Source organism: Pseudomonadales bacterium (genome assembly GCA_024234165.1).
Taxonomy (GTDB): Bacteria; Pseudomonadota; Gammaproteobacteria; order Pseudomonadales; family UBA5518; genus UBA5518.
The window spans coordinates 255594-267116 of the sequence record JACKOP010000003.1 but is presented as its reverse complement, the minus strand read 5'-3'; the positions used below and the strand labels follow the sequence as shown (position 1 = coordinate 267116).

Annotated in this window: 12 protein-coding genes; 2 read left to right on the top strand and 10 right to left on the bottom strand. The window is 64.8% G+C overall.

The features are described 5' to 3' along the window. Positions 1-246: 246 nt before the first annotated feature. Positions 247-1011: an exodeoxyribonuclease III gene (gene xth, locus H7A12_10555; protein ID MCP5321251.1), complete on the top strand. Its 765-nt coding sequence runs from the start codon at positions 247-249 to the stop codon at positions 1009-1011. 21 nt (positions 1012-1032) lie between these two features. Here xth and moaA read toward each other — a convergent pair whose 3' ends face one another. The 6 genes from moaA to H7A12_10525 all read right to left on the bottom strand — a co-directional run bounded on the left by moaA (position 1033) and on the right by H7A12_10525 (position 6450). Next, positions 1033-2037, bottom strand: coding sequence for a GTP 3',8-cyclase MoaA (moaA, locus tag H7A12_10550; protein MCP5321250.1), 1005 nt, complete (start codon positions 2035-2037; stop codon positions 1033-1035). 57 nt (positions 2038-2094) lie between these two features. Next, a complete protein-coding gene (locus tag H7A12_10545) occupies positions 2095-2334 on the bottom strand; it encodes a CDGSH iron-sulfur domain-containing protein (GenBank protein MCP5321249.1) in 240 nt (79 codons plus the stop codon). A gap of 16 nt (positions 2335-2350) precedes the next feature. Next, positions 2351-2830: a peroxiredoxin gene (locus tag H7A12_10540; protein ID MCP5321248.1), complete on the bottom strand. Its 480-nt coding sequence runs from the start codon at positions 2828-2830 to the stop codon at positions 2351-2353. Between the two features lie 93 nt (positions 2831-2923). After that, positions 2924-3700: a hypothetical protein gene (locus H7A12_10535; GenBank protein ID MCP5321247.1), complete on the bottom strand. Its 777-nt coding sequence runs from the start codon at positions 3698-3700 to the stop codon at positions 2924-2926. Then, entirely contained in the window at positions 3697-6114 is a 2418-nt protein-coding gene (locus H7A12_10530) for an AAA family ATPase (GenBank protein ID MCP5321246.1), read from the bottom strand. The genes H7A12_10535 and H7A12_10530 overlap by 4 nt, the downstream gene beginning before the upstream one ends. 18 nt (positions 6115-6132) lie before the next feature. Next, on the bottom strand, positions 6133-6450 hold the full coding sequence (locus H7A12_10525; protein MCP5321245.1) for a TraR/DksA family transcriptional regulator: 318 nt from the start codon (positions 6448-6450) through the stop codon (positions 6133-6135). Between the two features lie 246 nt (positions 6451-6696). Here H7A12_10525 and H7A12_10520 point away from each other — a divergent pair, with 246 nt between their 5' ends. Continuing rightward, the gene (locus H7A12_10520) at positions 6697-7569 is read left to right on the top strand and encodes a TIGR03619 family F420-dependent LLM class oxidoreductase (GenBank protein MCP5321244.1); all 873 of its coding nucleotides are present in this window, start codon (positions 6697-6699) and stop codon (positions 7567-7569) included. Between the two features lie 255 nt (positions 7570-7824). Here the strand turns inward: H7A12_10520 and H7A12_10515 are convergent, their stop codons facing one another. The 4 genes from H7A12_10515 to yrfG form a co-directional block, all read right to left on the bottom strand. Then, positions 7825-9396: a phosphoenolpyruvate carboxykinase gene (locus H7A12_10515; GenBank protein MCP5321243.1), complete on the bottom strand. Its 1572-nt coding sequence runs from the start codon at positions 9394-9396 to the stop codon at positions 7825-7827. 138 nt (positions 9397-9534) lie between these two features. Further along, the gene (hslO, locus tag H7A12_10510; GenBank protein MCP5321242.1) at positions 9535-10467 is read right to left on the bottom strand and encodes an Hsp33 family molecular chaperone HslO; all 933 of its coding nucleotides are present in this window, start codon (positions 10465-10467) and stop codon (positions 9535-9537) included. After that, entirely contained in the window at positions 10464-10856 is a 393-nt protein-coding gene (locus H7A12_10505; protein MCP5321241.1) for an RNA-binding protein, read from the bottom strand. Before H7A12_10505 ends, hslO begins: the two co-directional genes overlap by 4 nt. After that, a complete protein-coding gene (gene yrfG, locus H7A12_10500) occupies positions 10849-11520 on the bottom strand; it encodes a GMP/IMP nucleotidase (GenBank protein MCP5321240.1) in 672 nt (223 codons plus the stop codon). Before yrfG ends, H7A12_10505 begins: the two co-directional genes overlap by 8 nt. Positions 11521-11523: the final 3 nt, after the last annotated feature.

Genomic DNA, 11523 nt, shown 5'->3' with positions numbered 1-11523 from the left:
CATCGATGGGAACTCCGGCACAGGGCGGGCGCAGTATAGAGGGTGTCGCAAAACGAGCTCTCGATCGTCGATGCAGGCAGCGCGCAACGATACCTTCACGTCGGGGGGCGTGCACCGCAGGGATGCGGCGCTCGAGCCTGCAGGGATGCATTTACGGCGTCCCACCGGCGTGAAGGTATCGTTGCGCGCTTTGCCGCGTTTTTACGACAGCCTCCATAGGCTGCGACACGCGGTTATGATGCCGGCATGAAGCTCGCCACCTGGAACGTGAACTCGCTGAAGGTACGCCTGCCGCAGGTGCTCGACTGGCTGCAGGCGCAGAATCCGGATGCGTTGTGCCTGCAGGAAACCAAGACCACCGACGAAGGATTTCCGTTCGCCGATCTGGAACAGGCGGGTTATCACGCCATCCACAACGGACAGAAAACCTACAACGGCGTGGCGATCGTGTATCGCGGCGATGCACTGGATGTCATGCGTGACATTCCCGGGCTGGCAGACGAACAGAAGCGGGTGATCGCCGCCACACTCGGCGACACGCGTGTGATCTCGGCGTACATGCCCAACGGACAGGAAGTCGGCAGCGACAAGTACGCCTACAAGCTCGACTGGCTGGCGGCACTCACCGCGTGGCTGCGCAACGAACTGCGGCACTGGCCACGACTGGCACTGCTCGGCGACTTCAACATCGCGCCCGGGGACCGCGACGTGCACGATCCGCAGGCGTGGCACGAAAGGATCCTGTGCAGCAGCGCCGAGCGTGCGGCATTCGGCGAGCTGCTCGCACTGGGACTCGTGGATGCGTTTCGCTGCTTCGAGCAACCGGAGAAGAGCTATTCGTGGTGGGACTACCGCGGACTCGCGTTCCGGCGCAACCTCGGTCTGCGCATCGACCACATCCTGCTGTCGTCGACGCTTGCGCCGAGCTGTCGCTCGTGCACGATCGACAAGGCGCCGCGCCGGCTGGAGCGTCCCTCGGACCACGCACCGGTCGTGGTCGAACTCGGGTAGAGGCAGCCGAGGGGCTCCGGCTCAGCCGCCGGTCATGTTCATGAACCGCACGATCTGCGGTTCGGCATTCAGATCGAAATGGTGCTTCTCCGGCTTCAGCTCGATCGCGCGCACGATCTCCGCCGCCAGGGCTTCACGATCACCGGGACGCGCACGCATCACGGCGCGCAGGTCCGCAGAGTGTTCGTTGCCGAGGCAAAGCAGCAGACGGCCCTCGACCGTGAGCCGCACCCGGTTGCAGAGGTGGCAGAAATTGTGACTGTGCGGTGAAATGAATCCCACCCGGATCGGGCTGTCCGGCATGCGGTAGTAGCGCGCCGGGCCACCGCTGTCGTCGGCAACCGCCTCGAGCTCATGGCGTGTGCGGATGATCGCGCGCACCTCGTCACTGGAGCAGAAACTCAGCGCACGATCGCGGCTTTCCATGTGCCCCAGCGGCATTTCCTCGATGTACGTGATGTCGGTGCCGCGTTCGCGCGCGAACTCGAGCAGAGGGAGCACCTCGTGGTCGTTGCTGCCACGCAGGATCACGCTGTTCAGCTTTATCCGATCGAAACCGGTCGCCAGCGCGGTGTCGATTCCTGCCAGTACGACCGCCAGCTCGCCGGTGCGCGTCAACGCCCGGAAGCGCGCCGGATCCAGGCTGTCGAGGCTGATGTTCAGCCGCTTCACTCCGGCGGCGCGCAACGGCTTCGCCAGCTTCACCAGTTGCGACCCGTTGGTCGTGAGCACCAGCTCACGCAGACCGGGCAGTGCCGCAATCCGCTCGCAGAGCCACAGCACGTTGTGCCTGACCAGCGGCTCGCCACCGGTCAGGCGGATCTTCTTCACGCCGAGCCCGACGAAGGTCTCGGCGACCATCGCCAATTCTTCCAGGCTGAGGATTTCACTGCGCGGCAGAAACTGCATGTCTTCCGCCATGCAGTACACGCAGCGGAAATCGCAGCGATCGGTAACCGAGATCCGCACATAATCGACGCGACGACCGAAGCGGTCGACCAGCGCTGCCTGGGCAGCGGGAGGCACAAAGGCGTTCACGATCCCACCTCCATCACCCGAACCCGCAGGCCTTCGGGCCGGATTTCAGCTGCGCTTGTGACTTCCATCGCAGACTGGCCGGTTCACGCTGAGCTTGCAGGCACAGAAATACACGGTACGCGTCTCGGCGGCGTCATAGCGCAACGGCGTGAAACTCGTACCCTTGTGCGAACCGTCACAGAACGGTTGCCGCGCCGAACGTCCGCAACTGCACCACCAGTAGCTCTTGCCCTGCTCCACATCACACGCGATCGGGACTTCACCCGCACGTACCGGTGCATCCATCATCGCGACTCCTGTATCAGAGCACTTCGAGAATCTTGTCGGCAGCCGACACGTCCAGCCCCGGGTTCGGCTCCACCGCGAGGTGGCGCACCACGCCGTCTTCGGCGACCAGTGCAAAGCGTTGCGAACGCGTGCCCATGCCGAAACCGCTGGCGTCGAGTTCGAGTCCGAGCGCCCTGGTGAAATCCGCGTTGCCGTCAGCCAGCATCAGCAGTTCCTCGGCATTCTGCGACTTGCCCCACGCATTCATCACGAACACGTCGTTGACCGCCATGCAGGCGATCGTGTCGACTCCCTTGGCCTTGATCCGGTCCGCGTTCACCACGTAGCCGGGAAGATGCGCCTCCGTGCAGGTCGGAGTGAAGGCACCAGGCACCGCGAACAGCACGACCTTGCGGCCACGGAAGAGCTCTTCGGTGCCAATGTTTTCAGGCCCCTTCTCGCCCATCCTTTTCAGGGTAGCCGAGGGGATGCGATCGCCAACCTTGATCGTCATGGGTAATCACTCCGCTGTGTCTGGTGGATTTCCCGGCCATCGTAGCAGAGGCTTCGGCGGGAATTCACCGTTGAGTTCGTAAGGAAATCTGCCTCAGTTCACCAGCAACACCTGGCAGCGCAACTGCGACAGGCATTCCAGGGCAGGATTACGGCTGTCTGCAGCAAGCAGATCACCGGCCACGAGCACGGTGGCTCCCGACCGGTTGTCGACGTCGGCCAGCATCGCGAGCGCGGCACTCTGTGGCGGGTGTTCACGGACGACCACGATCAACCCCGACCTTTCCAGCTCGCGACGCAGCTCGGCGTCGACTTCTCCCGCGACGATCACCTCGAGCACATGGTGATCGTCGCGCGCGAGCCGTGCACCGAGCTCGAGCGCACGGCGACTGGCCGGGGTCTGTCCGCACAGCACGAATACGCGCGGTGGCCGGTTGTCGCGCACGAGCACACGCACGAGGGTGGGTTTGCGCGGCTGCAGCAACAACAGATCGACCTGCAGCGCCGCCGCACCGATCGCCTCATCGCGGCGTGCACGCGTGACGTGGAAGTGACCCTTGACGCGGCTGCGCTGCGTCGCGGCACCAAAGCGTCGCTCTGCCTCGCGTGACAGGCCGCGCAACGTCTGCTCGACCCGCGACGCGCTGATCTCGCGCTCGCGTGCCGAGGACAACGAGATTTCCCGCGTGATCGGCAGGTCTGCCACCCGGTAGACATCGTCATCCTCGACGAACAGGGCGTCGAGTTCGGCCTCGAGCTTGGCTGCGATCAGGGCGGCAGCCTCGATCAGTGCGGTTTCGCAACTCAGCGCATCCAGCGCCAGCATCATGCGCCGCAGCGGGTTGCCGCCCGGATTCCCGCTGCCGTTCATGGCTTCGCCTCGCTTGCCGGTGACTGTTCGCCCGCGTGCCGACGGCCGATCTCGGCCAGTTCGTGCAGCCGCTGACGCACGCGTTCGTTCACCGAATCGGCCTCGAAGCGGTCACCGTCCAGCGGTGCCCCGGCAGGCACCCCGGTGAGCAGTTCCAGCGCCTCGTCCACGCCGTCGACGGCGTAGACATGGAAGCGCCCCGCACATGCCGCCGCTGCGACCTCGGGTTTCAGCATCAGGTGCTGCACGTTCGCGCGCGGGATCACCACCCCCTGCGTACCACTCAACCCACGCGCCACGCAGACATCGAAGAAACCCTCGATCTTGTCGTTCACGCCACCGATGGCCTGCATCTCGCCAAGCTGATTCACCGAACCGGTCATCGCCAGATCCTGGCGGATCGGAATGCCGGCGATTGCCGACAGCAGGGCGACCAGTTCCGCCATCGACGCCGAGTCGCCGTCCACCCGGCCGTAGGATTGTTCGAACACGATGCTCGCCGACAGCGCCAGTGGCTGGCTGTGTGCGTAACGGCGTGCCAGGAAACTGCCGAGGATCATCACTCCCTTCGAGTGCAGGGGGCCGCCGAGCTCGGTCTCGCGCTCTATATCCACCAGCTTGCCCGACCCCAGACGCGCAGTGGCGGTGATGCGCGACGGCCGACCGAAGCTGTAGTCGCCGAGCTGGATCACCGACAGTCCGTTGATCTGCCCGACCTGGGTGCCTTCGGTGGCAAGCAGCATCACGCCTTTGTGGATCTGTTCGCCGAGCAGCTCCTGGTAGCGGTTGTTGCGGAACCGGTACTGCGCGATCGCCTGGTCGACATGGTGTGCCTCCACCAGCGCACTGGCGTCACGCCCGGCCCAGAAGTCGGCCTGCAGGATCAGGTCGACCAGACCCCCCAGGTGCAGCGACAGCTTCGAGGCGTCCTCGGCGCTGCGCGAGCTGCGATCGATGACGCGCGCGACCCCGCCAGCGGACAGCGGACGCGCCTTCTCGCGCCGCGCCAGTGTGGCGATGATGCGCGCATAGGGCACGATCGCTTCCGGACTGCGATCGATGCCGTCGCTGAAATCCGCGTTGACCTTGAAATACAGGCTGAACTCGGGATCGTAGTGCTGCAGCAGGTGATACAGGTAGCGGTCGCCGACCAGCACGATCTTCACGTCGAGCGGGATCGGCTCCGGCTCGAGCGAGGTGGTCGAAACCATGCCGAGGATGTGCTCGATCGATTCGATGCGGATCTCGCGCGAGCGGATCGCGCGCTTCAGGCCGTCCCACACGAAGGAGTTCATCAATATCTTGCGCGCATCGAGCACCAGGTAGCCGCCATTGGCCCGATGCAGCGCACCGGGCTTGATCAGGCTGAAATTGGTCAGCAGTGTGCCCATCTGGGCGATGTGTTCGATGCGTCCGAGCACGTTCTGCAGCGTCGGATTGTCTTCATAAAGCACCGGCATGCCGCGCTGGCCATCGTGGTCGACCAGCACGTTGATGTGGTAGCGCAGGTGTTCGTTCGCGAACACCTGCTTGCGCAGCGGCACATTGCCTTCCTGCGGCTCGCCGGGCATGAAATCCCAGACATTCTCGGCCATGTCCTGCAGGGCGGCGTCGAGGAACGCCAGCACGCCCGGGTACTCCCGGTAGCGCGACTTCAGCGCGGCCAGCATCGGATCGATGATGTCGTGGATGAACTCGTTGTCGATCGCCTTGACCCGCTCGACGCTCTCCTCCTGCCAGCCGTGGATGCTTTCGATGATCGACTTCAGGCGGTGGTTCAGTTCCTCGATCACCGCCTTCGCCGCGTCCTGCTCGGCGCGCGACAGTTCGTTGAACTGCGCCGGTGTCATCAGCTTGCCGTCTCGCAGCGGACCGATCGTGTAACCGCCCGGAGTGCGGATCACCACCATGGCGCGAGCGCGTGCCGCCTCGTTGAGGTCGCTGAACTGCTTCGCCTCCTTTTCCTGGTACTCCTCCTGGATCTCCGTGATGCGGCGTCGGTACTCATCACCGCGGAATACGTTCGGCACCGTGACCAGCATGCGCTCGATCAGCTTTTCCATGTCGCGCTTGAGCTGCACGCCCTTGCCGGCCGGCAGGCTCAGCGCACGCGGACGCGAAGCGTCCTCGAAATTGTTCACATAGCACCAGTCGGAAGGCTCTCCGCGCCTGGCTGCATGCTGTGCAAGCAGATGGTCGACCAGCGTGCGTTTGCCGATGCCGGTCGGACCGGCCACATAAAGGTTGTAGCCTTCACGTTGCATGCCGACGCCGAACTCGATGGCTGCGATCGCCCGATCCTGCCCCATCGCGGCGGAATCGATGTCGGGCAACTCCTCGGTCGAGCGGAATCCCAGCGTCGCGGGATCGGTTCGACAGCACAGCAGTTCGGGTGCAAGTGGCTGTACGGACATGGCTGGATCTCTCCCGGATCAGTCTGCGCAGGCGATGCAGGCATCTGCATGCGGCAACGCCAGCAGCCGTGCAGCGCCGATCGGCCCTCCACAGCGGCTGCACACACCATAGTCTCCGCGCTCGATGCGCTCGAGGGCAGAGTCGACCTTCCTGAGCTCCAGGCGCGCTTCGGACTCGATTGCGTACAGCGCATCGAGGTTTTCCTGCTCCACCACCTGCTCGCCGAAATCCGCCGACATCGGCTCCTCGCGCCGGCGCAGGTCGGCATTGATGCGCCTCACGCGCTCCTCGAGTTCGGTGCGCTTGCCCAGCAGGCCTGCGCGCACGGCTTGCATGTCCAGCATGATCCACCTCCCCCGCTCCCGGTACAGATGGCGGTGATCGCGACACCGGGGGCTGCCCGCAAGCATACCCTTTGCTTCGTGGTGGCAAAACCACGGCGACTATCAAAGCAGCAAGCCGATGCGTTATCGTCAGCACGCCCGGACGGCCTGCAGCGCAGACCTGCCTTGCCGATCCGCGATGCGCCATCCACCCGCCGCTCACAGCGGGCATTGCAAGCCGAACAGGAGGACCAGACCATGCGCTTTGCTTTCCACGCTTCCATGCCCGCACCCGACCAGTACCTGCCGCTCGCCCGTGCGGCCGAGGAAATGGGCTTCGACAGCTTCACGCTACCCGACAGCATCTGCTACCCGAAGGAAAGCGACGCGCAGTATCCATACAACGCCGACGGCAGCCGTGACTTCCTCGACGGTGTGCCGTTCCTCGAGGTATTCATCGCGATGGCTGCGGTGGCAGCGGTCACGAGCAAGCTGCGCATCACCACCTCGGTGGTGAAGCTGCCGATCCGCCAGCCGGCGATCGTCGCGAAACAGTTGTCGAGCCTCGCCGTCCTCAGCAACAACCGTATCGTGCTCGGCGTGGGGCTGAGTCCATGGCCCGAGGATTTCGCCGCGTGCCAGATCCCGTACGAGAAGCGTGGCCAGCGCATGGACGAGATGATCGAGATCATCCGCGGTCTGATGAGCGGAGACTATTTCGGCTACGAGGGGCAGATCTTCCAGATGGCACCGATCAAGCTCTGCCCGGTACCAACGAAGCCGGTACCGATCCTGATCGGCGGGCATACGGACATCGCGCTGAAGCGCGCCGCACGCATCGGCGACGGCTGGGTCGCTGCAGGCGCCTCGCTCGACGATCTGGCCGGTTACGTGAAGACGCTGCGGACGCTGCGTGCGGAATACGGCCGCGAGAAGACGCCGTTCGAAGTCCACGGCATGGGCGCGGAGGCGTTCTCGGCCGACGGCATCAAGCGTCTCGAGGACATCGGCGTCGACGAAGTGATCATTGCGTTTCGCAACGTCTACAACAAGGACCCGGATACCTCGCTGGAAGAGAAACTGGGCCAGATGCGCTGGTACGCGGACAACGTGATCGCAAAGACCCGTTGAAGAGGCTGTCGCGAAAGTCCGTCGACCGCTGACACTGACATGACTGGCGCGTGACAACGCCTTCGCACCGGTGGGACGCCGTAAATGCATCCCTGCAGGCTCGAGTGCCGCATCCCTGCGGCACACGCCCCCCAGTGCGAAGGCATTGCCACGCACCTCGTGGCGTTTTGTGAAATCCTCTGAAGGTCCGCAGTCCAGCTCCGACAGGGACCAGGGGTTGGCGCTGCACGATGCGGCGCCAACCCACCACGGAACTCAGTCCGGCAGGTGCGGGCCTGCCGTGATGATCGCCGCCGAAACCCCGCTGAACTTGCGGAAATTCTGCAGGAACAGGTCGATCAGACCGCGCATCTGCGCAGCGTAGGCGTCCTTGTCTTCCCAGGTGTTGCGCGGATTCAGGATCTGCGCGTCGACGCCCGGCACCGATTTCGGGATATCGAGGTTCAGCCCCGGCAGCCGCTCGGTCGGTGCGCCAACCAGCACGCCGCTCTGGATCGCCGCGATGATCGCGCGCGTGGTCGGGATCGGGAAGCGGTGCCCCTTGCCGCCCACACCACCGCTGCCCCCGGTCCAGCCGGTATTGACCAGGTAGACCTGGCTGCCGAACTTCTCGACACGGCGCATCAGCAGATCCGCGTAGACGTGCGCCGGACGCGGAAAGAACGGCGCACCGAAGCAGGTCGAGAACGTGGACTTGATGCCGCTGCCGGAACCCATCTCGGTGGAACCGACAAGTGCCGTATAGCCGCTCAGGAAGTGGTATGCAGCGGCTTCCTTGGACAGGATGGACAGCGGCGGCAGCACCCCCGTGACATCGCAGGTGAGGAAGATCACCGCGCGCGGCTCACCGGCGGCGTTCTTCTCCGCGCGCTTCTCGATGTGCTCGCGCGGGTAGCAGCAGCGCCCGTTCTCGGTCAGCGAGGTATCCGTGTAATCGGCGATCCGCAGCACTTGGTCGGTGACCACGTTCTCGACGATCGCGCCGAAGCGGATCGCCTCCCAGATCAACGGCTCGTTCTTGTGGCTGAGGTTGATCGTCTTCGCGTAGCAGCCGCCCTCGATGTTGAATACCGAACCCTCGGCCCAGCCGTGTTCGTCGTCGCCGATCAGATAGCGATCCGGGTCGGCCGACAGCGTGGTCTTGCCGGTGCCCGACAGACCGAAGAACAGTGCAACGTCACCGCTCTCGCCCACATTGGCCGCACAGTGCATCGGCAACACATCGCGCTCGGGCAGCAGGAAGTTCTGCACCGAAAACATCGCCTTCTTCATCTCTCCCGCATAGCGCATGTTCGCCAGCAGGACCTTGCGCTGCGCAAAGTCGATGATCACTGCACCGTCGGAATTGGTGCCGTCCCGCTCCGGTACGCAGACGAAGGACGGCACGTTCAGAACCTGCCACTCTGCCTTCGCGCGCGGGTTGTACTGGTCCGGACGGATGAACATGTTGCGGGCAAACAGGTTCTGCCACGCGTCTTCGGTCGTGACCCGGATCGGAACGTAGTACTGGGGATCGGCGCCCACGTGCAGGTGTGCCACGAAGCGGTCGCGCGCGGACGCAAACTCGACGACACGATCCCACAGCGCGTTGAACTTCCCGGCGTCGAACTTGCGGTTGATCGGACCCCAGTCGATCGATGCGCTGGTGCCCGGCTCGTCGACGATGAAGCGGTCCGCAGGCGAGCGTCCGGTACGCTTGCCGGTGGTCACTACGAACGCCCCGGTATTCGCCAGGTGGCCCTCATTGCGGCGCACCGCGTGCTCGACGAGGAGCGCGGAGCTCAGGTCTGTATACACGGTGCTGGTAGAAATCGTCGCAGTTTCCATTCCGGAAATCCTATGTAGCCCGATGGATCAGGATGATTGGACACCGACCGGCGCAAGCGCGCATCGATCGGACGCCCCTCGGCAGCAGCCAACATTATGGCAAAAAGGTCTGGCGCGCGAAAACCGCAACAATTCCGATCAATGCAGAGGCTTGCCGCGCGCACGCGGGAACAGGCCATCCGTAGGTCGGGATTCATCCCGACATATGGCCTCGCCGTGCGCACGCGGGAACAGGGCCTCGAGCGCGGCGGCGTCGAAACGGTACTCCTGCTGACAGAACTCGCAGTGGATCAGGACGGCTCCCTGCTCGGCGAACACGGCGTGCACTTCGGTCGCGCCCAACGCGCGCAGCGTGTTTGCGGCTCGCTCGTACGAACAGCGGCAGCCGAAGCGCACCACCTCGGGCTCGTGCACGCGCACGCGCTCCTCGTGGAAGAGCCGGTACAGAACGGTCGTGAACGGCTCGGCGAGCAATTCGTCCTGGCCAAGCGTACGCGTGAGCTGGCACAGATGCTCCCAGCGGAGCGCGTGACTTTCATCTTCGGCCCGGCCGGGCAGCACCTGCAACAGCAGACCTGCCGCCCGCTCACCGTCGGCAGCGAGCACAATGCAGGTCGGCAGCTGCTCCGACTGCCCGAAATAGTGCTCCAGACACCCGGCCAGCCGTGGTGCGTCGAGCGGCACGATTCCCTGGTAGCGTTGGCCGGCGTCGGGGGTGATCGTGATCACCAGCGTACCGGCAGCCAGCAGATCGGGAAACGCCTCGCCAAGCGCACCGTCGGCGAGCTGCGCGTAGCCACGAAGGCAGCGCTCGTGGGTACACTCGGCGAACAGGAGCGCGATCGGTCCGGCACTCTTCGCCTGCACGCCGAGCGAGCCGGCAAACTTGATCGTTGCACCAAGCAGCACGCTCGCAGCCAGGGTTTCACCGAGCAACGCCGCCACGGGCGCCGGATAGAAATGCTGGCCGAGAATCTCGGCGAGGCTGGATTCGAGACGCACCAGGTGCCCGCGCACGGCGGCCGTCTCGAAGTGGAAGCCGAGCAGCACATCGGCGTCGGGACGGTTCATGGTTCGTTTCGCTCGCGAAAGCGCTGGATCAGCCGGCGCTCGCGCTTGCCGGGCCGCTGTGGCGGAGCGCTGACCCCGGTGCGTTCGAGGCGGCGCTGCTCGCTCGCCACGCTGCGCGCCTCGATGCTGGCCGTGGTCTCCTGGTAAAGCAACGCCGCTTCCGGCGCGCCCCGCCGTTCGGTAGCCAGGGCCCGCACGATCACGGTCTTTTCGTCGAAGCCCTGGCGGATGCGCAGTTGCGCACCTGTGTGCACCTCCTTCGATACGCGCGTGCGTGCCCCGTCGTACCACACCTTGCCGCCCTCGATGGCTTGCTTCGCGAGGCTGCGCGTGCGGAAGAAGCGCGCCGCCCACAGCCATTTGTCGAGCCGCACGCGCTCATCACCCATCGCCGCGCTCCGCTGCCGGCATGATCTCGTCGAAATGCAGGATCGCCGGAAAGTGCAGCCCGCTGCGCAACTCGCGCCGGCTGTCCGGCTGCAGCAGCGTGAGCAGATGACGGATGCCGTACTCATGCGCCGACTGCAGCACCGTGTGGTTGTCGTCGACCAGCAGCGTGCGCGCCGGATCGAACGGCTCCACCGCTGCCAGCGCAGCCCAGAAGCCGGGTTCCTCCTTCGCGCGACGGAAGTCGTGCGACGACACGATCGCATCGAACCAGCGCTCCAGACCGACGTGCGCCAGCTTCAGCTCGAGGCTCTTGTGGTGTGCGTTGGTGACCAGCATCACGCGCTGCCGGCTCGCGTGCAACCGCGCGAGGAACTCCTCGACGTAGGGGCGCACGGCAATCAGGTGGCGCACCTCGCGCTTGAGTGCACTCACGTCGAGTCCGAGCTCACGCGACCAGTGATCCACGCAGTACCAGTTCAGGGAACCCTGCTCGGCGCGAAAGCGTTCCGCCAGCTCGAGGCGCGCCGCATCCTCGTCGCGCTCGTGGATCCGGGCGTAGCGTCGCGGCAGGTGCTCGAGCCAGAAGAAGTTGTCGAAGTGCAGATCGAGCAGCGTACCGTCCATGTCGAGCAGCACGGTGTCGATCGCATCCCAGTCGATCATCGG